The following is a 25,988-nucleotide window of genomic DNA, read 5'->3' as shown; positions in this document are numbered from 1 at the left end:
ACTGGATCACTCTGGGTGTTCATCGATCACTTCGGAGTGAGGAGTGTGCATGCGTCGTCGCTTTGTCCGGGCGCTGGCCCGGCCATTGGCACTGGCGGCCACCGCGGTGGCCATACCGTTGCTGTCCGCGGCCCCCGCGGCCTCCGACGTCGTCCTGGGCGGATATCCCGTCGAAGCCGCCCAGAGCCCGTGGACGGTCGCGCTGTCCAGCCGTGACCGGTTCGGACGTATGAGGTCGGGACAGTTCTGCGGCGGTGTGGTGGTGGACCCCACGACGGTGCTCACAGCGGCCCACTGCATGGGCGAGGACGTCCTGGGGGCGCCGCCGGATCGGGCGCGCGATCTGAGGGTCATCACGGGCCGTACGGATCTCTACACGGACGAGGGCCGGGAGATCGCCGTCCGGGAGGCCTGGGTGAACCCGGCCTACGACAGCGGCACCAACGCCGGCGACTTCGCCGTGCTCACCCTCGCCGAGCCCCTGTCCAGGGCTTCGGCCATCGGTTTGGCCGGACCGGGCGACGCTGCGTACCGGCCCGGGACGGAGGCCGTGATCACCGGCTGGGGGGACACCACGGGGTTCGGCGCGTATCCCCGCCGACTGCGGGCCGCCCATGTCCATGTGCTGGCCGACGCGGTCTGTGAGCGGGCCTACCCGGGCTCCGCCGACGGCAAGTACCTCTCGGCGAGCATGGTGTGCGCCGGGGACGAGCGGGGCGGGCGGGACGCCTGCCAGGGGGACAGTGGCGGGCCGCTGGTCGCACAGGGCCGGCTGATCGGGCTGGTGTCCTGGGGCAGCGGTTGCGGGAGGCCGGAGAGCCCGGGGGTCTACACCCGCGTCTCCGAGATCGTCCGGGCCATGGGGCGGGGCCGGGGGCCCAAGGGGCACGGGTCCGCCACAAGGCGCGGGCCCCACGAGGGGCACGGGTCCGCGAAGAGGCACGGACCCCACAAGGGGACCGGAAAAGCCCTCTGACGACGTCTCCAGCCGGTTCTCCTCGCCTCTGCCGGCGGTGCGGCGCCGCCCGGGAAGTGCGTCGGCGGACGAGGAAGCCACGAGAGCGGGCGGTGGCCCCTGTTTCCAGGGGCCGCCGCCCGTGTACCGGCCTGTGCCGATGGTGGCTCGTCGTGGACGCTTCGGATCAGCGCTCTTCGTCGGAGGCAGATGCGGGAACGGTCGTCAGCCGCTCCGTCTCGTCCTGTATTTCAGCGGCGATCTTCTTGAGTTCCGGCTCGAACTTGCGGCCGTGGTGGGCGCAGAAGAGCAGTTCTCCGCCGCTGAGCAGGACCACGCGCACGTACGCCTGGGCGCCGCAGCGGTCGCAGCGGTCAGCGGCCGTCAGCGGGCTCGCGGGGGTCAGAACAGTAGTCACGTCGCCTCTTCTCTAGCTCGACGAGCTGTCGTACCAGGGTCAACATCCAACCAGCCCCAAAACGTTCCCGCTCGTGGCTTCTCCTCGAAAAAAATCTTCGAGGCGGCCGTCTGCTGCCGGTTTGGCGGCGAATGTGCCGTATTGCGTCTCGGTGGTGCTTACGGTTTCGCGCTGTCGGTCATGGTCTCGATCCTCCCCGGCTGGATTGCCGGTTTGTTCATGAGGACGTGCCCGGAGCCTAAATGGTTCATGCCTCGAAGGGAACGTGATATGTACTTCACTCCAACGAGGGATCGAACACGCATGCGACCCTGGACTAGTCTGAGTTCAGACCTAGGGTGGCGTGACAACGGCTCTACCAGGCCTCGGTACCCTCTTGGCGGCGAACGAAGCCGCGCCCTTACCCAGAAGGGCCCCACCTGAAATTCAGCGAGGAGCGAACCGCGTGACCGCCGAAACGTCCGTGCCGTCCACTGCGCTGCTGGCAGGAGCAGACCGGGACGGTTCCAACTACACCGCGCGGCACCTGCTCGTCCTCGAGGGCCTCGAGGCCGTGCGGAAGCGCCCCGGCATGTACATCGGATCCACCGACAGCCGGGGACTGATGCACTGCCTGTGGGAGATCATCGACAACTCCGTGGACGAGGCCCTCGGGGGCTACTGCGACCACATCGAGGTGATCCTCCACGACGACGCCTCGGTCGAGGTGCGCGACAACGGCCGGGGCATCCCCGTCGACGTCGAACCCAAGACCGGCCTCTCCGGCGTCGAGGTCGTCATGACCAAGCTGCACGCCGGCGGCAAGTTCGGCGGCGGCTCCTACGCCGCGTCCGGCGGTCTGCACGGTGTGGGCGCCTCGGTCGTCAACGCCCTCTCCGCCCGCCTCGACGTGGAGGTGGACCGCAGTGGACACACCCACGCGATCAGCTTCCGGCGCGGGGTGCCGGGCGCCTTCGCCGGGGAAGGCCCCGACGCGAAGTTCGAGGCCCAGGGCGGCCTGCGCAAGGCCAAGAAGATCGCCAGGACACGCACCGGCACGCGGGTGCGGTACTGGGCCGACCGCCAGATCTTCCTCAAGGACGCCAGGCTCTCCCTGGAGAACCTCCACCAGCGCGCCCGCCAGACCGCGTTCCTCGTACCCGGCCTGACCATCGTCGTCCGCGACGAGTACGGCCTCGGCGAGGGCGGCAGCAAGGGCGAGGAGTCCTTCCGCTTCGACGGCGGCATCAGCGAGTTCTGTGAGTATCTGGCCACCGACAAGGCCGTCTGCGACGTCCTCCGCTTCACCGGCCAGGGCACCTTCAGGGAGACCGTCCCGGTCCTGGACGAGCACGGGCAGATGACCCCCACACAGGTCACCCGCGAGCTCGAAGTGGATGTCGCGATGCGGTGGGGCACGGGCTACGACACGACCCTCAAGTCCTTCGTGAACATCATCGCCACCCCCAAGGGGGGCACGCATGTCGCCGGCTTCGAGACGGCCGTCACCGGCACCCTGAACGAGGTCCTGCGTACCAAGAAGATGCTGCGCGTCGCCGAGGACGACATCGTCAAGGACGACGCCCTGGAAGGTCTGACCGCGGTCGTCACCGTCCGCCTCGCCGAACCCCAGTTCGAGGGTCAGACCAAGGAGGTCCTCGGCACCTCGGCGGCCCGGCGCATCGTGAACACGGTGATCTCCAAGGAGCTCAAGGCGTTCCTGACCTCCACCAAGCGCGACGCGGCGGCCCAGGCCCGCGTCGTCATGGAGAAGGCGGTCGCCGCCGCCCGGACCCGCATCGCGGCCCGTCAGCACAAGGACGCGCAGCGCCGCAAGACGGCCCTGGAATCCTCCTCGCTGCCCGCCAAGCTCGCCGACTGCCGCAGCGACGACGTCGACCGCAGCGAGCTGTTCATCGTCGAGGGGGACTCCGCGCTCGGCACCGCCAAGCTGGCCCGGAACTCCGAGTTCCAGGCGCTGCTGCCGATCCGCGGCAAGATCCTCAACGTCCAGAAGTCGTCCGTCACCGACATGCTGAAGAACGCCGAGTGCGGCGCGATCATCCAGGTCATAGGGGCCGGCTCCGGGCGCACCTTCGACATCGACGCCGCCCGCTACGGCAAGATCATCATGATGACCGACGCCGATGTGGACGGCTCCCACATCCGGACCCTGCTGCTGACGCTGTTCCACCGCTACATGCGGCCGATGGTCGAGGCCGGCCGGGTGTTCGCCGCGGTGCCGCCGCTGCACCGCATCGAGCTCGTCCAGCCCAAGCGGGGTCAGGACAAGTACGTGTACACGTACTCGGACCGCGAGCTGCGCGACAAGCTCATGGAGTTCCAGAGCAAGGGCGTCCGGTACAAGGACTCCATCCAGCGGTACAAGGGTCTCGGTGAGATGGACGCCGACCAGTTGGCCGAGACGACGATGGACCCCCGCCACCGCACCCTGCGCCGTATCAACCTGTCCGACCTGGAGGCGGCCGAGCAGGTGTTCGATCTGCTCATGGGTAACGACGTCGCCCCCCGCAAGGAGTTCATCTCCAGCTCGGCGGCGACCCTCGACCGGTCACGCATCGACGCGTAGCCGGCGGGCCGGGCCCGCAGGAACATCGGCACGACGGGGGCTGGTTCCGGGAGGAATCCAGTCCCCGTCGGCGCGTCTCCGTGTCCCCGTCGGTGCAGGCTCAGGCGGACCCTCCAACCAGGGGTGGAGCTCCCTCACCGGGCGGTTCCACCCATGATCCACCCTGGCTCCGATCCGCCGACCTGCGCGAATCCGTAGCGTCGAAGGCGTCGGCAGCGCTCGCTGCCGCCACTCCTTCTCGCTCACGGAGGCGTGATGTCCGCGCTGATCGACGCACTGGTGATCGTGGCGGTCGCCGCGCTGGTGATCGTGCGCCAGGTCGGTGCGAGCCGCGTCGACACCGACCGGCGCTGGTGGCTCCTGCCCGTGGTCCTGGCTGTCGTCGCCCTGCGCGAGCCCCACCTGCTCGACGCTCACCACTTTTCCGCCTCGGCCGTGATCCTCGGCGCGGAACTGCTGGTCGGCCTCGCCACGGGAATCGGCTGGGCCTGGACCACCCGCATAGGGGTGGAGTCGGACGGCGCGGTGTGGAGCAAGAGCACCAGGTCCAGCGTGGGCGTCTGGGTCCTCGGCATAAGTCTGCGCGCGGGTCTGTTCGCCCTGGGCGCGCTGTTCGGCGTCCACCAGAACAGCTCGGCCCTGCTGCTGGCGCTGGCGGGCACCCTGCTGGTCCGCTCCGGGATCCTCATCCGGCGCGCGCGGCGTCTGGACAGGAGCACGGTGCCGGGCCCGGCGTACGGTGAGCACACGGTCCGGACCACGTGGAAGGAGCGCGTGTGACGGAGAACGCCTGGATGCGCTGGCCCTCTCGGGAGGCGCTGAGCCGGCAGGGGACGACGGCTCCCCGGCGCCTGCTCGCCTGGGCGGTGCGCCTGTTGCTTCTCGGAATCCTCCTGTGGGGCGCCTTCCACGACACCCGGGTGCACGGCTGGGTCGCGGTGGCCGGAGCCGTGGGAGTCCTTGTGACCGGCGGATTGGCCTGGTCCTTCTGGCGGACCACGCTCCAGCATCGACTGTGGCCGTCGATGGCCGTCGTTCTCCTCCTGCTGGGGCTCGCCGTCGCGGCCCAGGCCGTGGGATTCCGGGAACTGGCAGTCGTCGTGTGGTGCGGTTGCTGCATCGCGGTGCTGGAGCGGATGCCCCTGGCCGCGGCGCTCCCCGTCGCCTCGGTGGCGCTCGCCGCGTACGCCGCGGTCGACGACGACGTATGGCTGACCACGGCCGCGACGGTCGGCGGGATGGCTCTCGCGGGATACACCCTGCGCCTGGACGCAGAGGCCCGCGGCAACGCCCAGCGGCTGCTCGCCCAGGAGCGGGCGGCGCGGCTCGCGGAAGCGGAGTCGGCCGCGCTCGCCGAGCGGGCCCGGATCGCCCGGGAGATCCACGACGTGCTGGCCCACAGCCTCTCGGCGCAACTGGTGCATCTGGAAGCGGCCCGGCTGCTGATCGAGAGAGGAGCGGACCGCGAGCAGATCCTCGAACGGGTCGTGGCGGCCCGGGGGATGGCCCGCGACGGCCTCGACGAGACCCGACACGCCCTCTCCGCGCTCCGCGGCGATCTGACGCCGCTCGAGGACTTCCTGACCGACCTGGTCCGGGCGGCCGACGGTGCCGAGGTCACCGTCGCGGGTGACCGCAGAGCGCTGTCGGCCGAGGCGTCGCAGGCCGTGCGCAGGGTCGCCCAGGAGGCCCTGACCAACGTCCGCAAGCACGCGCCCGGCGCCAAGGTGAGGGTGCGGCTGGCGTACGGCACCCATGAAGTGACGTTGGACGTGCGGGACTCGGGGGGTGCGCCCGGTGAACTCGCCGAGGCCGACGGCGGGTACGGTCTGCAGGGGATGCGCGAGCGCGCCGAGCTGATGGGCGGGTCGCTGGAGGCCGGACCGGACGAGGAAGGGTTCGTGGTGACGCTGAGGGTGCCGGTATGACGGAGACGGCGGAGCGGAAGCCGGCCAGGGTGGTGGTCGCCGACGATCAGACCGTCGTCCGGGAGGGCATCGTGATGCTGCTCGGGCTGCTGTCCGGAATCGAGGTGGTGGGGGCCGCCGGGGACGGAGACGAGGCCGTGCGGCTCGTCGCGGAACTCGCGCCGGACGTGGTGCTGATGGATCTGCGGATGCCGCGGTGCGACGGGGTGGAGGCGACCCGGCGGATCCGGGCCGAGCACCCCGGGACGCAGGTCGTGGTGCTCACGACGTACGCGGACGACGCGTCCCTGTTCCCGGCCCTTCAGGCGGGGGCGCGGGGCTATCTCACCAAGGACGCCGGCGGGGACGAGATCGTGCGGGCCGTGCACAGTGTGCTGTCCGGGGACGCGGGGCTGTCGCCGCGCGTGCAGGGGCGGCTGCTGGATCGGCTGTCGGCGCCCGAGCCGGAACCGGTTGCCCCCGCCACTCCGCCGGACGGGCTCACCGCACGGGAGACGGAGGTGCTGACGCTGATCGCCGAGGGCCTCAGCAACCAGGAGATCGCCCGTCGGCTCCAGGTGTCCACGGCGACGGTGAAGACCCATATCAACAACATGTTCACCAAGACAGGGCTCAAGGACCGTGCGCAGGCGGTGCGTTACGCCTTCGCAAAAGGGCTGGTCCGGCCGCCGACGCGATAGGTGGTCTTTCGTCACCTGATGGGGTGAAGGAGACGGGGAAGGAGATCCGGGGGTCTTCCCGATCTGTCCATCCTTGGGCATGCAGTCAAGCGATGGCCGTGCCCGCGGCGGTGGGGACGGCCCTGAGAGATCCGGCGAGCACCAGCAGGGCCGGGACCCGGAGTTCGTCGAGGCGCCGCGCGAGGTGCGCTACGAGGACCCCTGGTACGACGCGCTCGCGTCGGGCTGGGGCGAACCGGGGACGACGGCCCCGGCGGGCACTCGCGGGACCGAGGTGCCGGCGGCACGCAGGGAGCGCGAGGACGGGGCCGTGGCGGCGGCGCAGGTGTATCTCGAGGTGCAGCGCAGTGCCGCGTTCCAGGAGGTGCGCGGCCGCTATCGGAGGTTCGTCGGGCCGGCGAGCGCGGGGTTCTTCCTCTGGTACGTGGCCTATGTCGTGACCGCGACGGCCGCGCCGGGGTTCATGGCGCGGCCGGTGGTGGGCGCGGTGAACGTGGCGCTGCTCGCGGGTCTCGGCCAGTTCCTCACGACGTTCCTGCTCACCTGGGCCTATGCGCGGCACGCGCGGCTGCGCCGGGACCGCGCCGCACTCGAACTGCGCTGGGACACACAGGAACTGACACGCGGGGCGAGGAGTGGAGCGTCGTGACCGGACACCATCAGGCGCTGGCGTTGGCGCTGTTCAGCGCCTTCGTCGCGGTCACCCTGGGGATCACGACCTGGGTGAGTCGCAACCGGCACGGGTCGGCGGAGGAGTTCTACGCGGGAGGACGGTTGTTCTCCCCGATGGAAAATGGTTTTGCCATCGCGGGCGACTACATGTCGGCCGCTTCCTTCCTCGGTGTCGCGGGTCTCATCGCCCTCTTCGGCTACGACGGGCTGCTCTACGTGGTCGGGTTTCTGGTGGCCTGGCTGGTGGTGCTGTTCCTCGTCGCCGAACTGGTGCGCAACTGCGGACGGTTCACGCTCGCCGACGTCGTCGCGGCCCGGATGAGCGAGCGGCCGGTGCGGATCGCGGCGGGCACCTCCTCGGTCACTGTGTCCGTGCTGTACCTGGTGGCGCAGATGGTCGGCGCGGGCAGCCTGGTCGCCCTCCTGCTGGGGAACACCGGGGAGGCGGCCCGGGCGTGGGCCGTCATCGGGGTCGGGGCGCTGATGGTGATCTATGTGTCGTTGGGAGGGATGCGGGCCACCACATGGATCCAGATCGTGAAGGCGGTGCTCCTGCTGTGCGGCACGATCGCCCTCACGGTGCTCGTGCTGGTGCGTTTCCACGGGGACTTCGACCGGCTGCTGCTCACGGCGGCCGAGCGCAGCGGTCACGGTGCCGCGTTCCTCGCGCCCGGGCTGAAGTACGGCGGGGACTGGACCGCCCGCCTCGACTTCATCAGCCTCGGCCTGGCGCTGGTGTTGGGCACGGCGGGTCTGCCGCACATTCTCTCGCGTTTCTACACGGTGCCGACCGCGCGGGCCGCGCGGCGGTCCACGGTCTGGGCGATCGGGCTCATCGGCGGCTTCTATCTGATGACGATCGTCCTCGGGTTCGGTGCGGCGGCGATCCTCGGACCGGAGACGGTGCGCGCGTCGAACGTGGCCGGGAACACCGCGGTTCCGCTCCTCGCCCTCGACCTGGGCGGCGGAGCCGACTCGACGGGCGGCACGGTGCTGTTCGCGTTCGTGGCGGCGATCGCGTTCGCGACGATCCTCGCCGTGGTCGCCGGGATCACGCTGGCCTCCTCCGCGTCGGTGGCGCACGACCTGTACGCCTCCTTGCGCGCCCGTGGGGCGAAGGCCCGCAGCGAGGTGACGGTGGCGCGGATCGCCGCCGTCGGCATCGGTGTGATCGCGATCGCCCTGGGGCTGCTGGCCCGCGATCTCAACGTCGCGTTCCTGGTGGGACTGGCGTTCGCGGTCGCGGCGTCCGCGAATCTTCCGGTGCTGCTCTACTCCCTGTTCTGGCGCGGTTTCACCACGCGGGGCGCGGTGTGGGCGGTGTACGGCGGGCTGGTGCCGGCGCTGCTGCTGGTGGTGCTGTCACCGGTGGTGTCGGGCAGCCCCGAGTCGCTCTTCCCCGGCGTGGACTTCCAGTACTTCCCGCTCCAGAACCCCGGAGTGGTCTCGATCCCGCTGGGCTTCCTCGCGGGATGGCTGGGCACGGTCACCTCGACCGAGGCCGCCGACGAAGCGAAGCACGCGGAGACCGAGGTGCGGTCGCTGACGGGGGCGGGCGCCGTATGACCACGCGGGCCGGGCGCCGTACGACCTGGGCGCGGTGGGCATCGAAGACCGTGCGAAGGTCGCCCTCGTAGGACGTACGACGGTCGCGGGCGTAGGTCAGCACACCGGGCGGCTCCGGACCGCTACGGGGCCACCCAGGCATAGCGGTGTTCCGGGCGGCCGGTGTCACCGTACTTGAGGGAGAGGCGCAGGCGGCCGGCCTGCTCCAGGTGGCGGAGGTAGCGCTGCGCGGTCGAGCGGCTCAGACCGGTCTCGGCGGCGACCTCATGGGCCGACAGCGGGTGGTCGGCGCGGTGCAGGACGGTGCAGATCAGGTCCGTGGTCGGTTCCGAGTGGCCGGTCGGCAGGCCCGGGGAGGACGGGACCGACGTGGTGCGCAGGGCGCCGAAGATCCGGTCGACCTGCTCCTGGCCGGCGACACCCCGGCCGCCGACCCGGTCCACGGTGCGGCGCAGGGCGGCGTAGGAGTCGAGCCGGGTGCGCAGCGCGGCGAAGGTGAACGGTTTCACCAGGTAGTGCAGAGCCCCCAGGCGCATGGCGGTCTGCACGGTGGTGACGTCGCCGGCCGCCGTGATCATGATGACGTCGGTGCCCTGACCCTGCTCCCGCATCCGGTGCACCAGCTCCAGACCTGTCCCGTCGGGAAGATAGTGGTCGAGCAGGACCAGGTCGATGCTGCCGCGCTGCACGGTCGCCAGCGCCTGGGCGGCACTGTGCGCGCGGGCGGCCACCCGGAAGCCGGGAACCTTTCCCACGTACTTGGCGTTTATCTCGGCGACGCGGAAGTCGTCGTCCACGACCAGGACGTCAATCATCGGGCCTCTTTCCCTCAAGGCCTGGTGGGCGTAAAGCCCATGTTTCGGCTCCGTTGTTGTAGCGCGCGCAAAACGAGCACAACAGCCTCTTGCAAGCAAAAGAAGCGCATGCGCCCACAAGGCTGATGCCGTGTCCCGGCTCACCTCTACCGTCCCCGGCCATGAGCGCACACACCAGCCCCGCCATCGAGCTGCGGGGCGCGAGCAAGGTCTTCAGGACCCCCTCGGGAGGTCTGCACACGGCCGTCCGGGACCTCGACCTCACCGTCGGGCGCGGCGAGTTCGTGGCCGTCGTCGGCCCCACCGGCTGCGGTAAGTCGACCACGCTGACCCTGGTCAGCGGGCTGGAGGAGCCGACCCGGGGCGAGGTGCTGGTCGCCGGGCAGTCGGTGCGCGGGGTCGGCGACAAGGTCGGCTTCGTCTTCCAGCAGGACGCCACGTTCCCCTGGCGCACGGTCCTGTCCAACGTCATGGCGGGCCCCCGCTTCCGCGGCGTGGCCAAGGCGGAAGCCAAGGAGAAGGCCCGCGAATGGCTGGCCCGGGTCGGGCTCGCCGCCTTCGAGGACCGTTACCCACACCAGCTCTCCGGAGGCCAGCGCAAGCGCGTCGCCCTCGCCGCCACCTTCGTCAACGACCCCGAGATCCTGCTCATGGACGAGCCGTTCTCGGCACTCGACGTGCAGACGCGGGCGCTGATGTCGGACGAGCTCCTGGAGCTGTGGGAGGGCACGGGCGCCTCGGTCGTGTTCGTCACCCACGATCTGGAGGAGTCCATCGCACTGGCCGACAAGGTCGTGGTCATGACCGCCGGGCCGGCCACCGTGAAGCAGGTCTTCGACATCGACCTGCCGCGCCCGCGCAAGGTCGAGTCGGTGCGCCTGGAGCCGCGGTTCATCGAGATCTACCGGGAGATCTGGGAGTCCCTCGGCGAAGAGGTCCGCATCACCCGCGAAAGAGGTGCCGCCCATGTCGCCTGAGGTCCTCAGCACGCCCGTCGCGGACACGGTCAAGGCGCCGGATCGCGCCCACTCGCGTGCGCGGGCCGCCCGTCGACGCAAGATCGTCGTCGGAGCCTCCCGGGTCCTGCTCCTGGTGCTCGTCCTCGCCCTGTGGGAGGCGCTCTCCCGGGCCGAGGCCATCGATCCGTTCAACTTCTCGATGCCCTCGAAGATCTGGGACCAGATCTGGACGTGGGTCACCCATGGGACAGCGCTCGGCTCCCTGGGCGAACAGATCTGGTACACGCTCTACGAGGCACTGCTCGGCTGGGTCATCGGTGTGATCGCCGGTGTCGTGTGCGGTATCGCGCTCGGGCGGATCACCTTCCTCGCCGATGTCCTTGGTCCATACATCAAGGTGCTCAACTCGATCCCCCGTATCGTCCTCGCGCCGATCTTCGTCATCTGGTTCGGACTCGGCCCCGCCTCCAAGGTCGCCTCGGCCGTCGTCCTGGTGTTCTTCCCCGTCTTCTTCAACGCCTTCCAAGGGGCCCGCGAGGTCGACCGCAATCTGGTCGCCAACGCCCGCATCCTCGGGGCGAGCGACCGCAGGGTGACGCTTCAGGTCGTCATCCCGTCCGCCACCTCCTGGATCTTCACCAGCCTCCATGTCAGCTTCGGCTTCGCCCTCATCGGAGCGATCGTCGGCGAGTACATCGGCGCCACCAAGGGCATCGGCCTGCTCGTCGCGCAGTCGCAGGGCACGTTCAACGCGGCCGGTGTGTACGCGGCGATGGTCATCCTCGCCGTCGTGGCCCTGGTCGCCGAGGGGCTGCTCACCTTCGCCGAACGGCGCATCTTCCGCTGGAAGCCGTCGGGCTCCGACAGCTGACACCCGCTGAACGGTCCTCAGCCGCACCCCGTCGGCCGCTTCGTCGAACCAGCCGCGCCCCTCCCGGCCGTCCCACCCCGCACCACCACCCCACTCACAAGGACGTGAACCCGCCATGCGCTTCTCCGCCAGAAACGCCGCCCTGGCCGCCGCCGGCCTGCTCGCCCTCTCCTCCCTCACCGCCTGTGCCAACGACGCGGCGAGCACCGCCTCCACCGGCTCCGGCGGGGACGGCAAGGGGACGAAGGTCAAGATCATGGTCGGTGGCCTGGACAAGGTCATCTACCTGCCCGCGATGCTCACCCAGCGCCTCGGCTACTTCGACGCCGAGGGCCTCGACGTCGAGCTGCTGAGCGAGCCGGCCGGTGTGCAGGCCGAGACCGCGCTCGTCTCCGGCCAGGTCCAGGGCGCCGTCGGCTTCTACGACCACACGCTCGACCTCCAGGTGAAGGGCAAGGCCGTCGAGTCCGTCGTGCAGTTCTCGCAGGCACCCGGCGAGGTGGAGATCGTCTCCACCAAGGCGGAGGGCAAGATCACCTCGCCCGAGGACTTCAAGGGCCGGAAGCTCGGTGTGACCGGGCTCGGCTCCTCGACCGACTTCCTCACCAAGTACCTCGCCGTCAAGAACGGCGTGAAGGTCAGCGAGTTCACCCCGGTCGCGGTGGGCGCCGGTCCGACGTTCATCTCGGCACTGGAGCAGGGCGCCATCGACGCGGGCATGACGACCGACCCGACCGTCGCGAACATCCTGGACAAGAAGGCCGGCAGGGTTCTCATCGACATGAGGACGCCGCAGGGGTCCATGGAGGCGCTGGGCGGGCCGTACCCGTCGTCCAGCCTGTACATGCAGACGGACTGGGTCAACAGCCACAAGGACACCGTCCAGAAGTTGGCCCATGCATTCGTCAAGACGCTCCAGTGGATGTCCACCCACAGCGCCGCCGAGATCGCCGGCAAGATGCCGGCCGACTACTCGCAGGGCAACAAGACGCTGTACGCGGTCGCCATCAAGAGCACCCTGCCGATGTTCACCAAGGACGGCGTGATGCCCGCGCAGGGACCCGAGACCGTGGAGAAGGTCCTCAAGGCGTTCAACCCCGCCATCCAGAACGCCGACGTCGACCTGAGCAAGACCTACACCACGGAGTTCGTCGAGAAGGCGGCCGGCTGACGGCCCCGTCCCGCCGTGCCCTCAGGCGCGGGTCGCCCACACGTAACGGTGTTCCGGGCGGCCCGCGTCGCCGTATTTCAGGGTCAGCCGGGCCCGGCCCGTGCGTTCCAGGAGCTTCAGATAGCGCTGGGCGGTCTGGCGGCTCACCCCGGTCCGGTCGGCGATCTCCTGGGCCGACAGCGGCCCCTCGGCGTTCATCAGGGACTGGCGGACCAGCTCGGCCGTGGTGGGCGAGTGCCCCTTGGGCAGCCCGTGCTCCGAAGAGGCGGACAGCGCACCGAAGATGCGGTCCACGTCGGCCTGTTCGGCCTCCCCGCCGCCGTCGAGCGTACGGCGCAGATCGGCGTACGCCTCCAGCTTGGCGCGCAGGCCCGCGAAGTTGAACGGCTTCACCAGGTACTGGAGGGCGCCCTGACGCATCGCCGCCTGCACGGTCGAGACGTCCCGTGCCGCCGTCACCATGATCACATCGGTCTGGTGGCCGCGCCGCCGCATCTCCTGGACGACCTCCAGGCCCGTCTCGTCGGGCAGGTAGTGGTCCAGCAGGACCAGGTCCAGGCCCGGGTGCAGCTCCAGCCGGAGCAGCGCCTCGGCGGCGCTGTGGGCCTCGCCGACGACGCGGAAGCCGGGCACCTTCTCCACGTACGCCGCGTTGACCCGGGCGACCCTGGTGTCGTCGTCCACGACCAGGACCTCGATCATCGCGACTCCTCCTCGACCGTGCCGTTCGCCGATGCGGTCAGCGCCGGTTCCAGGTCGGGTCCGGCCAGGGCCTCGGGAAGGACGACGGTGAACTCGGCGCCCCCGCCGACCGCCTCGCCGACCGTGGCGCTGCCGCCCTGCCGTTCGGCGAGCCTGCGCACCAGGGACAGTCCGATGCCGCGCTTGCCGTGCGCGGGCGGCTTCTTCGTGGACCAGCCCTCGGTGAACACCAGCTCGCGCTGTTCGGCGGGGATACCGGGTCCGGTGTCCCTTACCCGCAGGACGGCGGTACGGCTCTCCGCGCGCAGTTCGACCTCCACGCGCGCGTGCGGGGTGCCGGCGACGGCGTCGAGCGCGTTGTCCACGAGATTGCCGACGACCGTGACCAGCCCGCGCGGGTCGACGAGCCGGTCCGGCAGCCGGGTGCCGTCGGAGACCCACAGGGCGACGCCGCGCTCGGCCGCGACGGTCGCCTTGCCGACCAGCAGCGCGGCGAGCAACGGGTCCTCGATCTTCTCGGTCACCTGCTCCGAGGTGGCGCGGTGGTCGCCGACCACCTCTCCGACGAAGTCCACGGCGTCGTCGTACATCTCCAGTTCGAGCAGACCGAGCAGGGTGTGCATCCGGTTGGCGTGCTCGTGGTCCTGGGCGCGCAGCGCGTCGATCAACCCCCGCGTGGAGTCCAGTTCCCGGCCCAGCTGCTCCAGTTCGGTGCGGTCGCGCAGGGTGGCCACGGCGCCGCCGTCGTCCGTGGGCATCCGGTTGACGACCAGGACCCGCTGTCCGCGTACGGCGATCAGGTCGGTGCCGGTCACCCGGCCGGCCAGGACATCGGCCGTGCGTCCCTCGCCGAGCGCCTGGTCGGGGGAGCGGCCCACCGCCTCGTCCCCGATGCCCAGGAGCCGCTGCGCCTCGTCGTTGAGCAGCCGGACCCGGCCGCTGCGGTCGAGCGCGACGACCCCCTCGCGGATGCCGTGCAGCATCGCCTCGCGCTCCGCGAGCAAGGCCGAGATATCGGAGAAGGCCAGGTCACGGGTCTGCCGCTGGACCCGTCGGGAGATCAGCCAGGCGGCCAGGGCGCCCACGGCGAGCGCACCGCCGGCGTAGGCGAACAGGCCCGGGATCGCATGGATCAGACGGGCGCGCACGCTGTCGTACTCGATACCGACCGAGACCGCCCCGACGATGGCGCCCGCGCTGTCGCGCAGGGGTACCTTGCCGCGGGCCGAGCGGCCCAGGGTGCCGCTGTCGATCTCCATCACGTCCTGGCCGGCCAGTGCCTTCTGCGGGTTCGTCGAGACATGGCCGCCGACCTCGTCGGGATCGCGGTGCGACCAGCGGGTGCCGTTCAGGTCCATGACGACGACGTACTCGGCGCCACTGGCCTCGCGGATCCGTTCCGCCTGGCGCTGCACCGGGCCGTCGACCGTGGGCGGGGTCCGGCGCAGGTCCTCGGCGATCTGCGGGACCGCCGCCGTGGTCTGGGCGATGGCGAGGGCGCGGCGCATCGCCTGGTCGTCCAGCTGGTTGCTGAGCGGGGCGAGGAACAGACCGGTCGCGAGCACCACGACTCCCGCGGCGATCGCCAGCTGCATCAGCAGCACCTGCGAGAAGACGCGCCGGGGCATGCCGAGGCGCAGGCGACGGGCGGGGGGAGAGGGGCTCATGTCCAAGACGGTACGTGGGCGGGGCGGTGCAGCCGTAGGGGTGTGTGGTGTGGATCTCTTGACCGGCTCTTGATCAGCTCATGAGGAAACGGTTCGGCCGCGCCCCGTGAGGCCAGGGATCAACCATGGACAAGGGGGGCCGATCAGCCGACCCCCGCCACCACCAGTTCGCGCACCGCCACGACGTCCATCCGTGCCGGCGGACCGAGGACCGACGCCCCGCAGCTCTCGGCGCGGGGCGGCTCGGACGCGCCCCGGGCCACCACGACCCGCCAGTGGCGCCCGTCGGCGTGTGCGACGGTCACCTCCCAGCGGGGCGCCTCGCCGGTGGTGAGGACGACGTCGAGCGCCTCGGCGCGGTCCTCGCCGGTCGCCCGGCGCACCGCCAGCTCCGCGGCCTGTCCGGGCCGCTCCCAGGCGGATCGCCCGCGGCAGCCGTCCAGGACGACCCGCCCCTCCCGCACGCCGTGCAGGACCTCCTTGACCGTGCCGGCCTCGGCACGGCCGTACACGTAGCCGTGCGGCAGGACGAGGACCGTCGGGGAGAACCGGTGACCGCCCAGATGAGTGACCTCCCACACCCCCGGTACGCCCGAGGCGGCCAGCTCGGCCGCGAGCGGGCGGCCCAGCAGGGCGCAGCAGCGGTCGCGCTTGCCGTTGGTGCAGACGAGGGCGAGCGGATCACCGGTGTGCGGGCCGCCGCGCAGCGCGGTGTCGAAACTGCGGTGGTCGCCCCGGCCGAGCGCGGCGAAGTCGAGGCCGAGCAGCCGCGCGGGGTCGGTGGTCGTGGCGGCGCGCACCCAGACGTTCCCCGGCGTGGTGTGGGCCGCGTACACCTGCCGTACGGGCGGCGGCATGCCGGGGTCGGCGTGCCGGCCCGGGCGGCGGATGAGCGCGATCCGCACGCCGGTGTCCTGGGCGGCCGCTTCCAGGGCACGGCCCAGTACGGGGTCCAGGTGGCTCGAGGTGAGCGCCATGGCACCCCACGGACCGGCCTGCTCCAGCAGGAGCCAGGTCGAGGCGGTGGCCGCGGTTCCGGGCATGGGCTCGCCGAGGGTCCGCGAGTCGGTCGCACACGTACTCACAGAGGTGAGCCTAACCTGACTTGGCGCGCCGCACCTCCCTCTGCGCCTGTGGATCACTGTGGACTGCCCGGGGTGGGGGCTGCGGCGCGAGGCCCTCGCCCCGGGACCGGCGGTGCCTCTCCCCGGGTCCCGCGTGGCCCTAGGGAAGGTCCTGGGGCGGCTTCGCTCCCACGTACTGGCCGCTGGGGCGCATCCGCAGGGGCCGTTCGCCGTACTCCTCCAGGGCGTGGGCGATCCAGCCCGCCGTCCGCGCCACCGCGAAGATCGTCTCGCCCGCGGCGGGTTCCATGCCGAAGGAGGCGGTGAGGACACCGAGCGCGAGGTCGACGTTGGCGTGCAACGGCGTGTGGCGGGCGGTCGTGCTCACGATGTCGCGTGCCGCCGCGAGGGCGGGTGCCGCATCCGGAATCTCCTCCAGGAGGGCGAACAGGGCACGCGCGCGTGGGTCCTCGCCGGGGTAGAGCCGGTGGCCCAGGCCGGGGACACGGCGACCGGCCCGCAGCTCCTGGGCGATCACCGGCCCCGCGTCGCCGACCTCGAGGACCTCCTCCAGCAGCCGGTGCGCGAGCCCGCTCGCGGCGCCGTGCAGCGTTCCCTCGATGACGCCGAGGCCGGCCGAGACGGCCGCGTAGGGGTGCGCGCGGGCCGAGGCGGCGACCCGCACCGCGAGTGTCGAGGCCGCCAGGTCGTGGTCGACGAGCAGACCGAGGGCGGTGTCCAGGACGCGCAGCTTCGCCTCGTCGACGCGCCGCCCGGTCAGCCGTGCCCACAGGCGCCGGGCCAGGGAGCCCTCGTCGCGGTGGGTGGGCCGCACGGGCGGGAGGGCGGCGACCAGGGTGGGGATCAGGATGCGCGCGGTGCCGAGCACGGCCGCCTCGGTGAGGTCGAACCGCAGCGGATCGGCGACCGCCGCGGCGACCGCCGCGACCCGCAACCGGTCGGTGGGGCCGCTGTGTCCGGGCAGCGCGTCGACCGCGCGGCGGGCCGCCTCGACGGAGGCGGTGGGGGCCGTGAAGGCGGTGCCGGGGTGCGGGCGGCCGGTCCACAGCCACTCGGCGACCTCTTCGTACGGGTGCCTCGCGGCCAGTTCGGTCGCGTCGACGCCGCGGTAGTAGTACCGGTCCTTGTCGATGAACGTGAGCCGGGTCCGCACGGACAACTCGCCGCCAGCGCCCGGACTTCCCTCGCCCGGCCGCCTGTTGCGCCGCGCGAGCGCCTCGACCTCCCGGGCGTCGAAGGTGCTGCTCCGGCCGCCGGGTGTGCGTCTGCTGCTGAGCTGGCCGCGGCTCACGTACGCGTACACGGTCTCGGGCTTCACGCCGAGCAGATCGGCGGCCTCCTTGGTGCTCAGCCGCCGGTCCGTACGGCCGGGGGCGGCTTCGTGATCGCGCATGGGGGCCACCGTATCCGCAGCGGACTCATGGCAAGGGAGAACGTCCTGACTGCCACCCTGTCCGCCACCCTGTCCGCCGCCCGGTCCACTCACCTCGGGCAGTGACACGACCGGGTGACGTCGTCCGTGCCGGGCGGCTGACGGTGACGCCGCCGTTGGCCGCACGCGGCAGGGGCAGGCCGCAGAGGACGTGGCGTTCGTCCCTGCCCGGCCGGTGGACGTGTGCCGGGCCGGTCAGCCCTTGACGGCGGAGCTGGCGACGCCCTGGACGAACCACCGCTGGAAGAACGCGAAGACGACCAGGACCGGCAGCACGAGCAGGACGCCGAAGGCGAGGACCTGGCCCCAGTCGACGGGCATCTGGCCCTGGAAGACGCTCATCTCCAGGGGCAGCGGGCGCACGGCCGGGTCGGAGACCATCAGGACCGGCCAGAGGAAGGAGCCCCACTGGGTGAGGAAGGTCAGGATCGCGACGGACGCGAAGACGGGCTTCGACATCGGGACGACGATGGCGAAGAAGGTGCGCCAGGGGCCGGCGCCGTCGATGCGGGCGGCTTCCTCGATGCTGGGCGGGACGGCGCGGAAGAAGGTGGCGAACTGGTAGACGGAGAAGGCGTTGGCGATGAAGGGGACGGCCTGGATGTAGAGGGTGTTGCGCTCGTTGTTGAACAGGTAGAACAGCGGGACGGCGACCGCTTCGAACGGCACCAGCATCAGCAGCAGCACGACGGTGAAGACGACGCCCTGACCGCGCCACTTCAGCCGGGTGAGGCCGTAGGCGGCCATGGAGTTGACGATCAGTCCGCCGAGGACGACGACGGTGGACAGCAGGATCGAGACGCCCATGAAGCGCCAGAAGTAGCCGGTGGCGTCGGAGTCGAAGCTGCTGAGGACGGCACGGTAGTTGTCGAGGGACAGATGCGTGGGGAGGAAGCCGGTCAGGCCGGCGAGCACCTGGTCGGACGGCTTGAAGCTGCCCATGACCAGGTAGAGGACGGGCAGGACGAAGAGGAACGCCAGCACGCCGAGGACGGCGTGGTCGAGGAAGCGGCGCAGGGGTGTGCGGGTCATGGTCAGTCCTCGGTGCCGGGGCGGACGACGCGGCGCTGGATGAGGGTCAGGGCGACGACGATCAGGAAGAAGACGACGGTGATCGCGGACGCCTGGCCGATGTTGTTCTGGTCGAAGGCGGTGGTGACGGCCTGGTACATCACGGTGCGGGTGGCGTCCTCGTCGAGTCCGCCGCCCTTGACCAGCACATAGACCTGGTCGAAGACGCGAAAGGAGAGGACGGAGGTGAGCAGGGCGACGAAGGTGAGGGTGGGGCGGATGCCGGGCAGGGTGACGTGGCGGAACTGCTGCCGGCGCGAAGCGCGGTCGAGTTCGGCGGCCTCGTAGAGCTCGCCGGGGATCTGCTGGAGGCCGGCGAGCAGGATGACCATCTGGAAGCCGACGCCCTGCCACACGGACAGCACGATGATCGACGCCATCGCGGTCAGACTGTCGCCGAGCCAGTCGAAGGCGCCCCAGTTGCCGAAACTCACCGCGTGCAGCGCGGAGTTGAGCAGGCCGTCTCCGCTGCGGGCGAGGATGAGCCGCCAGATGACCGCGACCAGGGCCATGGGGAAGACCACCGGCAGGAAGAACAGGGACCGGTAGAAGCCGATCGCCTTGAGCTTGCGGTTCAGCAGGATCGCCAGGCCGAGCGCGAGGCCGGTCTGCAGCGGTACGACGACCACGGCGAAGGTCAGGTTGTTGAGCAGGGCCCGCAGGAAGGGGCCGGACAGGTCGGGGTCGGTGAAGATGCGCCGGTACTGCTCGATGCCGAAGAAGCGGGGCGGCAGCGGGGAGCCGAGCCGCACGTTGTAGAAGGACAGCACGACGGCGTAGACGAACGGCACGCCGACGAAGGCGATCAGCCCGCCCAGCGCGGGGGCGGACATCAGCAGTCCGGGCACCCACGCGCGGGCCGGGCGCCGGGACCGCGGGGGTGTGCCGGAGGGCGCCGACGGGCCGGGCTTGCTCCCGTCCGGTGGAGCGGGGGCGGGGTTCACGATGGTCACGGTAGAGGTCCTCCTCCGGGCCGGGAGGGACGGGCGCTGTCAGAGTGGGTCCGTCCCTCCCGGCTGCTGGATGCCGGCTACGGCAGCTCGTAGCCGTCGTTGTCCGAGAAGTCCTGGTCGATGGCGCGGGCGGCCTTGGCCAGGGCGGTCTTCGGGTCGGCACCGCCGTAGACGTCGCTGAGCGCCTGGCTGAACTTGGCGGTGACCGTGGGATACCCGGCGGTGATCGGCCGGGTCACGGCGACGCAGGAGGTGTCGACGGTGGTGGCACCGCAGGGCTTGGCGAGCTGGTCGGCGAAGAGCTGGAGCGGGCCGCCCTGCCTGTACAGCTCGCTCTTGGCGAGTGCGGACCTGGTGCCGGGAGGGGCGCCGTTGGCCGTGGTCATCGCGGTGACGTTGGTGTCGTCGAGGAGGGAGTCGAGGAAGGCGCCGGCGGCCTTGCCGTTCTTGGTGTGCGCGCCGATGCCCCATTCCCAGGAGCCCTGGCCGGTCTTGGGACCGTTGCCGAAGTCGGGCAGGGGCAGGACGACGAGGTCCTTGCCGAGGGCCTTGCTGTAGGCGGGGTACATCCAGTGGCCGACCCAGCTGAGGGCGACCCGGCCCTTGGCGAAGGCGTTGCCGTCGGTGTTGGGGTCGGTGTACCGCTTCCAGGACTGGAACGTCTTCAGCGCCGCCGCCACGGCCGGGGTGTCCAGGGCGCCTTCGGCCTTGCCGTTCCGCAGCAGGGAGCCGCCGGCCGACCAGACGAGGGGCGCGAAGCCGTAGGTGCCCCACTCGTTGGCGTACCCACCGCTTTCCTGGAGGTCCAGGCTCTTGCCGTCGGAGTCCTTGGCGGCCAGCTTCTTGACGGCGTCGGTGAACTCCGCCGCGGTCCAGGCGTCGGACAGCCCCGTCGGGTACGTGATGCCGGCGGCGTCCAGCAGCTTCTTGTTGCCGTAGACGCCCAGCCCCGAGTCGTACATACCCAGGCCGTACTGCTTGCCGTCGATCGCGCCCTCGGCCTTGATGGCGTCGGTGGCGTTGGCCAGGGTCTTGGCGGAGACGTAGTCGTCGATCGCGGCGAGCTTGCTGTTGTAGACGAAGTTCGCCATGGTCGGGCCGTCGAACTCCATCACGTCCGGCAGCTTGGAGGCGTCGGTGGCGGTGATGGTCTTGGTGTAGTCGGTGTCGGGGATCAGGGTCAGCTTGACCTTGACCTTCTTTTGCGCGGAGTTGAACGTCCGTACCGCGCTCTGCAGGGCGGCGGCCTCGCTCGCCTGGCCCTGGTGGGCCCAGACGGTGATGGTGCCCGTGCCGCTGCCCTGCTCGGCGGAGGTGCCGGTGCCGCCGCCGGAGCCGCAGGCGGCCAGTGCGGCCAGGGGGAGGGCCAGGGCCAGGGCCGTGGCTGCCGTACGGCGGGGGGATCTCGTGGTGCCGGGGTTCATGCGGGATGCCTCCGGTGTGGGGTGCGGGTGTGGGTGGGTGGTGAATGTGGGAGGTGAGGGTGGGTGTGGTGACCGTGGGAGGTGAGAGGGGGTGGTGAACGTGGGAGGTGAGGGTGGGTGGTGAGACGGGTGGTGAGACGGGTGGTGCGCGGGTGTGGGGGATCTCGGGATCGGCACGCGCTCTACGAGGGCGCGGGCGACGACTCCGTCATGGGGACCTGCCCGTGCGGCAGGCCGGTGCCGGTGCCGGTGCTCGGCTCCTTGACCGTGAGCGGCAGCAGCTGCCAGGCGTCGACCGTGTAGCTCAGGCGGGTGTCCGGCGCGGCGCGGGCGACAAGGCGCCAGGGGCCGTCGCCCGTCGGGTAGAAGCGCAGGGTGAGCACCTGGCCGGTGGTGGTCAGGAAGACCTCGGCGAGGGAGTGGTCGACGACCAGCCGCAGCTCGACCGGGTGCCCCGTGGGGCACGGCATCCGGTAGGAACCGCCGCGGGCGCGGCTGTCCAGCGAGGCGTGGTCGCGGTCGACGACCAGTTCGCCCGCGGCGGCGTCGAGGCGGATGTCGAGGTACTCGGCGGCCCCCGGGCCGGTGAGCAGCCGCAGGCCCGCCGTCCCGGTCGTCTCCAGCCTGGCCGTCAGGTCGAAGGCGCGGCCCACACCGCCCAGTTCCACGGGCCGGGCGCCGTGCGTCGCGCCCTCCGCGTGCAGCGTGTGCCCGCCGCGCAGGGCGAGGAGTTCGGCGGCCGGACGCTGGTGCAGTGTGCCGTCGGCGCCCATGGAGATCTCGCGGGGCAGGGTCAGGGTGCCCGCCCATCCGTCGGCGACCGCCCAGCTCTCCTCGCGGGCCTCCGCGGACCAGCCCCACAGCAGCCAGCGGCCGCCGGGTGCGCGCAACAGGGCGGGCGCGTAGCAGTCCGGCCCGTGGTCGACGAGCACGGGCGGGCCGGCCTCGAAGGCGTCGCCGTGGTCCTCGCCGATCAGGGCGGTGACACAGCGGTCGCCGTCGTGGTCGTTCCAGGCACTGAAGATGAGGGCCCCGGGGTGGCCCGACCGCGGCGGGAGGTACTGCGGGCATTCCCAGCCCTCGCCGGTGTGCAGGCCGGTGCCGCCGACCGGTGTCTGCCCGCGGCCTTCGAAGGGGCCCAGGTAGGTCCAGGTCTCCAGGTCCGCCGACTCGTAGAGCAGGGCCGCGCCCCGGCCGTCGGCGAGGGCGGCGCCGACCAGCATCCGCCACCGCTCGCCGTCCCGCCACACGTACGGGTCGCGGTACATGGTGCATTCCCCGGGCCAGGTGGGGATGGCCAGGTCGCCCCGCGGGGTGAAGGTCCGGCCGCCGTCGTGGGAGGTGGCGGTGGTGACCGGCTGGTGCTGGGGTGAGCGGTCCCAGCGGTTCGCGGAGTAGAAGGCGATTAGACGGTCGCCGTCGGAGACGGCGTTGCCGGAGAAGCAGCCGTCGGCGTCCACGCCGCCCGGGGCCGGGGACAGGGCGATCGGCAGCGGCTCCCAGCTCAGCAGGTCGGGACTGCGGAAGTGGCCCCAGTGCATGTTCGCGTGCGTCGCGCCGGAGGGGTTGTACTGGTAGAAGACGTGATAGTGACCGTCATGGAAGACCAGCCCGTTGGGGTCGTTGATCCAGTTCCGGGGCGGTCGCAGGTGCGCGACGGGCCGGTACGGATCGCAGGGCGCGGTGGACACACGCGTGCCTTTCGATGGGTGCGGCGGAGTGTGCGAGGACTCGATGGGTACGACGGAGCATGCGAGGACTCGATGGGTGCGGCGGAGTGTGCGAGGACGTACGTGACCGGACCCGGCCGGCCGCGAACTCCCCGCGGGACCCGGTGAAGGCGCCTTCCCCCGGCGCCCGCCGCCCGCCCTCCTCAGGGGGCGGGCGGGACGGATCGCCTGATGCGGCGAAGGGGCGCGGGAAGGCCGTATCGAGCGCCGACTGCCGGTCGGCGGGAAGGGCGCGGCTCAGTACTCCGAGGCGCTGTCGGACAGGGGGCGGGAATGCCGGCTCGGCCGCTCGCCGAAGGACTCGGGGGACATCTGTGTACCCTCACTGTGTTGCGTGAACTGACAGGACCGACGACCGGTTCCGACGGTCGCCTGTCACGGTGTTGCTCCGTCGTCCCGGGGTCAGAGTCGGGACGGCGGAGCGACCGATGCCCGCGCCACCAGCGGGCAAGGCAGCTTCTCGTGCAGGTCCGGGCCCGGTGGCCGGCCCGGAGACTTGGTGAGAGCGAGCAACTGGGCCACGGCCCGTGCCCCCATCTCGTAGTGCGGGAGCTGGACCGTGCTCAGCTGCGGGTGAACCGACTCGCAGACCAGCTCCTGGTTGTCGAACCCGATGACCGACAGGTCGCCGGGGACGGACAGTCCCAGCTCTGCTGCGGCCCGGTAGGCACCGGCGGCCATCCGGTCGTTGAAGCAGAACAGGGCGGTGGGAGGCCGGTCCGCCGTCAGCAGGCGCCGCGCGGCCCGGTAGCCCGTCTCCACGTCACCGCCGACGGTGTTGAACGGCACCGCCGTCTCGGCCGCGACCAGCGAGGGGTCGTAGGCGACGCCGATCTCGGCCAGTGCCTTCCGGTAGCCCTCCAGGCGGCCGTTGCGGGCGGGCAGGTCGACCGTCTGTACGGTCACGCCGATCCGGCGGTGGCCGTGATCGGTCAGCTCGCGCACCGCGGCGTAACCGCCCTGGACCTCGTCGGGCACCACGGAGGGCACCGCGGGGTCGGCCGATCCCGCGTCGAGCAGCACCGTGGGCGTCGTCCGCAGAGCCTCCGGCAGTTCCACGATGCGGTGGTACATGGCCGCGTACACCACACCGTCCACCTGCCGCTGGAGCAGCATCTCGATGCTGGTGCGCTCCAGTTCGGCGTCGCCGCTGGTGTTGACCAGCAGAAGCACCAGCCCCTCGGCGGCTGCGGCCTCCTGGGCTCCCAGGATCATGCGGCCCGCGTGGGGGGTGGTGGCGATCTGGTCGCTGACGAAGCCGATGGTCTGCGACCGCTGCGTCCTCAGCCCGCGGGCCAGTCCGTTGGGCGCGTACCCGAGCTCGTCGGCGGCCTTCCAGACGCGCTGACGCGTCTCCTCGCTGATGCGCTTGCCCTCGACCCGGTTCAGGACGTGCGACACGGTCGCGGTCGATACGCCCGCCGCCGCGGCCACGTCCTTGATCCCGATCCGGCGCGCCATGATCCCTGTCCCAAGATGGTTGATTCCGGCTGATTTCGGTTTGCCTAATCGTTTAGCCAACCGTGTGGACATGAGGGTGCCCGGTCGCCGAAGCCACTGTCAATGGCTCGTGACGAACTCGTGGCCACGACATGTCGAACGGCGGCGCGAGGGCGGCCCGAGGGTGGCGCGAGGGCGGCGCGAGGGCGGCGCGAGGGCCGGGTGCGCAGGCCGCCGGTTCGCTCGCGTACGTACGGCGCCGGCCGCCACGGTGCTGGGTGCGCCCGCGAGCGAACCTCCGGCCGACTGCGCTACGAAAAGTCTGATTCCGGTCATGGGGTGGTCACCGCCGGGAACCCGAAGAGCGACGACGACTTCTCCCACACCACCCACGCGCGCGCCGCAGAGCGGGCTCTTCCGTCCTTCCGTCCGAGGAGGCGCCGGGCGTATGGAAAAACCCCTGTTCACCTTCGGGTACAGCACCGCCGACCGTGACCGGATCACCGCTCTGCTGCACGACGCCGGTGTCAGGTACGTGGTGGACGTCCGCACCGCTCCGGGCAGTCGGCGCAATCCCGACGTGTCCCGGCAGCGGCTCGCCGAATGGCTGCCGCACGCCGGGATCGACTACCGGTGGGAGCCCGCGCTCGGCGGTTTCCGCAGACCGCCCCCGGACAGCCCCGACACCGTCTGGCGCAACGTTTCCTTCCGCGGTTACGCCGCCCACACCCGTTCCCCCGAGTTCGTCACCGCCGTGGACCGGCTGCTGGCCGACGCCGCCCGCGTCCGTACCGCGGTGATGTGCAGCGAAGCCGTCTGGTGGCGCTGTCACCGGCGTCTCATCGCCGACTTCGCGGTGGTCGCCCGCGACACACCCGTCCGCCACCTCCTGCCCGGCGGCCGCGTCGGCGCCCATGTCCCGACGGCCGGGGTCCGGCTGCGCGCGGACGGGCTCCTCGTCTACGACGTCTACGACGGCCTCGCGGGAGCGATCAGCGAGCGCGAGCCCCGCCCGGGCGTACTGCCGGACTGGCTTGGCGTGCGCTGCGGGAGCAGAGGGAACGATCGCGAGCCGGGCCCGGCGGATGCGTGATCGCGATGCGGGCCCGCCGGACGCACCCGGCCGGGCCGCTCACCGCGCCGACGGCAGTTCCACCGTCGTGGTGACCCGGGTGAGCCCGGGGCGTCGTGGCACCGATCCGAAACCGAAGCGGACCGGCGGCTCGACGGGCGCCGGCCCGCCGAGGTCGGTGCCCTCGAACACCGCCGACACCGCGCACACCGCCCGCAGGTCACGGGCGCCGTACCACTCACGGCGACCCGCGCCGGCGCTGCCCCGCGTCCGTACGCCGGACAGCAGCACCCGGGCCGGCCGGTCGGTCAGCGCCGCCCATGCCGGACGCCGGGCGAGGACGCCCGGAACGGCACGCAACAGGAGCCCGAGGAACCTTCGTCGGCCGGTGCGGAAGCGCAGGCCGAGCGGCCCCGCCGTGACCGTCCAGGTGCGGCCCGAGACGCGGACGTCGACCGCGACGAGGCGGACCGAGTCGAACGTGTAGGTGCCGCTGACGAAGTCGGCCGTCTCCCGGGTGGGCGCCAGCAGAATCCGTTCACCGTCGGCCCGTTCGAGCATCACATCGCTGAACGGCCCGAACGGCGACCGCTCCCAGTGCCCGAGCACGACGCGTGTCCCGGACGTGGTGCCCAGACCGGCGATCCAGCCGTCGAAGCGCAGCCGCGAGGGTCTGCCGGACCGCCCGCGCCCTGGCGGCCTCGTCCTCATCCGCTCACTCCGGAACACCGGGCGCAGGGCCTCGGGGGGCCGAGGCGACCTGCCTGACCCCCTCAGAGAACTGCGCCTCCCGCGGCCGGTAGGCCCA

23 protein-coding genes are annotated in these 25,988 nt (G+C 71.4%); 11 read left to right on the top strand and 12 right to left on the bottom strand.

The window, feature by feature from the left end; all coding sequences use genetic code 11:
• The first annotated feature begins 49 nt into the window (after nucleotides 1–49).
• Complete coding sequence (locus AQJ58_RS09900; RefSeq protein WP_067247465.1) at nucleotides 50–976, top strand: serine protease; 927 nt, start codon at nucleotides 50–52, stop codon at nucleotides 974–976.
• A gap of 166 nt (nucleotides 977–1,142) precedes the next feature.
• Here the strand turns inward: AQJ58_RS09900 and AQJ58_RS09895 are convergent, their stop codons facing one another.
• Nucleotides 1,143–1,373: a DUF7455 domain-containing protein gene (locus tag AQJ58_RS09895; RefSeq protein ID WP_067247462.1), complete on the bottom strand. Its 231-nt coding sequence runs from the start codon at nucleotides 1,371–1,373 to the stop codon at nucleotides 1,143–1,145.
• Nucleotides 1,374–1,818: 445 nt separating this feature from the next.
• Between AQJ58_RS09895 and AQJ58_RS09890 the strand changes: the two genes are divergently transcribed.
• The 6 genes from AQJ58_RS09890 (at nucleotide 1,819) to AQJ58_RS09865 (ending at nucleotide 8,788) form a co-directional block, all read left to right on the top strand.
• Nucleotides 1,819–3,942, top strand: coding sequence for a DNA gyrase/topoisomerase IV subunit B (locus AQJ58_RS09890; protein ID WP_067247460.1), 2,124 nt, complete (start codon nucleotides 1,819–1,821; stop codon nucleotides 3,940–3,942).
• A 255-nt stretch (nucleotides 3,943–4,197) separates the two neighbouring features.
• Complete coding sequence (locus AQJ58_RS09885) at nucleotides 4,198–4,722, top strand: DUF1453 family protein (protein WP_067247457.1); 525 nt, start codon at nucleotides 4,198–4,200, stop codon at nucleotides 4,720–4,722.
• Nucleotides 4,719–5,870: a sensor histidine kinase gene (locus tag AQJ58_RS09880; RefSeq protein WP_067247455.1), complete on the top strand. Its 1,152-nt coding sequence runs from the start codon at nucleotides 4,719–4,721 to the stop codon at nucleotides 5,868–5,870. Before AQJ58_RS09885 ends, AQJ58_RS09880 begins: the two co-directional genes overlap by 4 nt.
• Nucleotides 5,867–6,550: a response regulator transcription factor gene (locus AQJ58_RS09875; RefSeq protein ID WP_067247453.1), complete on the top strand. Its 684-nt coding sequence runs from the start codon at nucleotides 5,867–5,869 to the stop codon at nucleotides 6,548–6,550. The genes AQJ58_RS09880 and AQJ58_RS09875 overlap by 4 nt, the downstream gene beginning before the upstream one ends.
• 79 nt (nucleotides 6,551–6,629) lie before the next feature.
• Nucleotides 6,630–7,199 carry a DUF485 domain-containing protein gene (locus AQJ58_RS09870; protein WP_067247450.1) on the top strand — a complete coding sequence of 190 codons (570 nt, stop codon included), beginning with the start codon at nucleotides 6,630–6,632 and terminating at the stop codon, nucleotides 7,197–7,199.
• Complete coding sequence (locus AQJ58_RS09865; protein ID WP_067247448.1) at nucleotides 7,196–8,788, top strand: solute symporter family protein; 1,593 nt, start codon at nucleotides 7,196–7,198, stop codon at nucleotides 8,786–8,788. The genes AQJ58_RS09870 and AQJ58_RS09865 overlap by 4 nt, the downstream gene beginning before the upstream one ends.
• A gap of 122 nt (nucleotides 8,789–8,910) precedes the next feature.
• Here AQJ58_RS09865 and AQJ58_RS09860 read toward each other — a convergent pair whose 3' ends face one another.
• The gene (locus tag AQJ58_RS09860) at nucleotides 8,911–9,603 is read right to left on the bottom strand and encodes a response regulator (protein WP_067247445.1); all 693 of its coding nucleotides are present in this window, start codon (nucleotides 9,601–9,603) and stop codon (nucleotides 8,911–8,913) included.
• A gap of 161 nt (nucleotides 9,604–9,764) precedes the next feature.
• Between AQJ58_RS09860 and AQJ58_RS09855 the strand changes: the two genes are divergently transcribed.
• From AQJ58_RS09855 to AQJ58_RS09845, 3 genes are all read left to right on the top strand, one after another.
• A complete protein-coding gene (locus AQJ58_RS09855) occupies nucleotides 9,765–10,580 on the top strand; it encodes an ABC transporter ATP-binding protein (RefSeq protein WP_067247443.1) in 816 nt (271 codons plus the stop codon).
• Complete coding sequence (locus AQJ58_RS09850; protein WP_067247441.1) at nucleotides 10,570–11,433, top strand: ABC transporter permease; 864 nt, start codon at nucleotides 10,570–10,572, stop codon at nucleotides 11,431–11,433. Before AQJ58_RS09855 ends, AQJ58_RS09850 begins: the two co-directional genes overlap by 11 nt.
• A gap of 115 nt (nucleotides 11,434–11,548) precedes the next feature.
• On the top strand, nucleotides 11,549–12,604 hold the full coding sequence (locus AQJ58_RS09845; protein ID WP_067247438.1) for an ABC transporter substrate-binding protein: 1,056 nt from the start codon (nucleotides 11,549–11,551) through the stop codon (nucleotides 12,602–12,604).
• 21 nt (nucleotides 12,605–12,625) lie between these two features.
• Here AQJ58_RS09845 and AQJ58_RS09840 read toward each other — a convergent pair whose 3' ends face one another.
• The 9 genes from AQJ58_RS09840 to AQJ58_RS09800 all read right to left on the bottom strand — a co-directional run bounded on the left by AQJ58_RS09840 (nucleotide 12,626) and on the right by AQJ58_RS09800 (nucleotide 24,129).
• Complete coding sequence (locus AQJ58_RS09840) at nucleotides 12,626–13,306, bottom strand: response regulator (RefSeq protein ID WP_067247436.1); 681 nt, start codon at nucleotides 13,304–13,306, stop codon at nucleotides 12,626–12,628.
• On the bottom strand, nucleotides 13,303–14,973 hold the full coding sequence (locus tag AQJ58_RS09835) for a sensor histidine kinase (RefSeq protein WP_067247434.1): 1,671 nt from the start codon (nucleotides 14,971–14,973) through the stop codon (nucleotides 13,303–13,305). The genes AQJ58_RS09840 and AQJ58_RS09835 overlap by 4 nt, the downstream gene beginning before the upstream one ends.
• Nucleotides 14,974–15,116: 143 nt before the next feature.
• Entirely contained in the window at nucleotides 15,117–16,058 is a 942-nt protein-coding gene (locus AQJ58_RS09830; RefSeq protein ID WP_067247431.1) for a ferredoxin family protein, read from the bottom strand.
• Between the two features lie 139 nt (nucleotides 16,059–16,197).
• Entirely contained in the window at nucleotides 16,198–17,451 is a 1,254-nt protein-coding gene (locus tag AQJ58_RS09825) for a citrate synthase (protein WP_067247428.1), read from the bottom strand.
• A gap of 234 nt (nucleotides 17,452–17,685) precedes the next feature.
• A complete protein-coding gene (locus tag AQJ58_RS09820; protein WP_079078806.1) occupies nucleotides 17,686–18,522 on the bottom strand; it encodes a carbohydrate ABC transporter permease in 837 nt (278 codons plus the stop codon).
• Nucleotides 18,523–18,524: 2 nt separating this feature from the next.
• A complete protein-coding gene (locus AQJ58_RS09815; RefSeq protein ID WP_067247817.1) occupies nucleotides 18,525–19,505 on the bottom strand; it encodes a carbohydrate ABC transporter permease in 981 nt (326 codons plus the stop codon).
• 86 nt (nucleotides 19,506–19,591) lie between these two features.
• Nucleotides 19,592–20,938 (bottom strand): ABC transporter substrate-binding protein, encoded by a 1,347-nt coding sequence (locus AQJ58_RS09810; protein ID WP_067247426.1) that lies wholly within the window; start codon nucleotides 20,936–20,938, stop codon nucleotides 19,592–19,594.
• Nucleotides 20,939–21,120: 182 nt separating this feature from the next.
• Nucleotides 21,121–22,629, bottom strand: a complete 1,509-nt coding sequence (locus AQJ58_RS09805; RefSeq protein WP_067247423.1) for a glycoside hydrolase family 32 protein — start codon at nucleotides 22,627–22,629, stop codon at nucleotides 21,121–21,123.
• 441 nt (nucleotides 22,630–23,070) lie between these two features.
• Nucleotides 23,071–24,129 carry a LacI family DNA-binding transcriptional regulator gene (locus AQJ58_RS09800; protein ID WP_067247420.1) on the bottom strand — a complete coding sequence of 353 codons (1,059 nt, stop codon included), beginning with the start codon at nucleotides 24,127–24,129 and terminating at the stop codon, nucleotides 23,071–23,073.
• Between the two features lie 427 nt (nucleotides 24,130–24,556).
• Between AQJ58_RS09800 and AQJ58_RS09795 the strand changes: the two genes are divergently transcribed.
• On the top strand, nucleotides 24,557–25,201 hold the full coding sequence (locus AQJ58_RS09795; RefSeq protein ID WP_079078805.1) for a DUF488 domain-containing protein: 645 nt from the start codon (nucleotides 24,557–24,559) through the stop codon (nucleotides 25,199–25,201).
• Nucleotides 25,202–25,240: 39 nt separating this feature from the next.
• Here AQJ58_RS09795 and AQJ58_RS09790 read toward each other — a convergent pair whose 3' ends face one another.
• Nucleotides 25,241–25,891 carry a hypothetical protein gene (locus AQJ58_RS09790; protein ID WP_067247417.1) on the bottom strand — a complete coding sequence of 217 codons (651 nt, stop codon included), beginning with the start codon at nucleotides 25,889–25,891 and terminating at the stop codon, nucleotides 25,241–25,243.
• Nucleotides 25,892–25,988 lie beyond the last annotated feature (97 nt).

Origin of the sequence: Streptomyces sp. DSM 15324 (assembly GCF_001514285.1) — a bacterium.
Lineage (GTDB): Bacteria > Actinomycetota > Actinomycetes > Streptomycetales > Streptomycetaceae > Streptomyces.
This window is presented reverse-complemented; position numbering and strand designations above follow the sequence as displayed.

Excerpts from the sequence above, each read along its gene's own strand:
- AQJ58_RS09900 (WP_067247465.1), top strand. The coding sequence starts at position 50 with ATGCGTCGTCGCTTTGTCCGGGCGCTGGCCCGGCCATTGGCACTGGCG.
- AQJ58_RS09885 (WP_067247457.1), top strand. The coding sequence starts at position 4,198 with ATGTCCGCGCTGATCGACGCACTGGTGATCGTGGCGGTCGCCGCGCTG.
- AQJ58_RS09875 (WP_067247453.1), top strand. The coding sequence starts at position 5,867 with ATGACGGAGACGGCGGAGCGGAAGCCGGCCAGGGTGGTGGTCGCCGAC.
- AQJ58_RS09870 (WP_067247450.1), top strand. The coding sequence starts at position 6,630 with ATGCAGTCAAGCGATGGCCGTGCCCGCGGCGGTGGGGACGGCCCTGAG.
- AQJ58_RS09860 (WP_067247445.1), bottom strand. The coding sequence starts at position 9,603 with ATGATTGACGTCCTGGTCGTGGACGACGACTTCCGCGTCGCCGAGATA.
- AQJ58_RS09855 (WP_067247443.1), top strand. The coding sequence starts at position 9,765 with ATGAGCGCACACACCAGCCCCGCCATCGAGCTGCGGGGCGCGAGCAAG.
- AQJ58_RS09850 (WP_067247441.1), top strand. The coding sequence starts at position 10,570 with ATGTCGCCTGAGGTCCTCAGCACGCCCGTCGCGGACACGGTCAAGGCG.
- AQJ58_RS09845 (WP_067247438.1), top strand. The coding sequence starts at position 11,549 with ATGCGCTTCTCCGCCAGAAACGCCGCCCTGGCCGCCGCCGGCCTGCTC.
- AQJ58_RS09840 (WP_067247436.1), bottom strand. The coding sequence starts at position 13,306 with ATGATCGAGGTCCTGGTCGTGGACGACGACACCAGGGTCGCCCGGGTC.
- AQJ58_RS09835 (WP_067247434.1), bottom strand. The coding sequence starts at position 14,973 with ATGAGCCCCTCTCCCCCCGCCCGTCGCCTGCGCCTCGGCATGCCCCGG.
- AQJ58_RS09825 (WP_067247428.1), bottom strand. The coding sequence starts at position 17,451 with ATGCGCGATCACGAAGCCGCCCCCGGCCGTACGGACCGGCGGCTGAGC.
- AQJ58_RS09820 (WP_079078806.1), bottom strand. The coding sequence starts at position 18,522 with ATGACCCGCACACCCCTGCGCCGCTTCCTCGACCACGCCGTCCTCGGC.
- AQJ58_RS09810 (WP_067247426.1), bottom strand. The coding sequence starts at position 20,938 with ATGAACCCCGGCACCACGAGATCCCCCCGCCGTACGGCAGCCACGGCC.
- AQJ58_RS09800 (WP_067247420.1), bottom strand. The coding sequence starts at position 24,129 with ATGGCGCGCCGGATCGGGATCAAGGACGTGGCCGCGGCGGCGGGCGTA.
- AQJ58_RS09795 (WP_079078805.1), top strand. The coding sequence starts at position 24,557 with ATGGAAAAACCCCTGTTCACCTTCGGGTACAGCACCGCCGACCGTGAC.
- AQJ58_RS09790 (WP_067247417.1), bottom strand. The coding sequence starts at position 25,891 with ATGAGGACGAGGCCGCCAGGGCGCGGGCGGTCCGGCAGACCCTCGCGG.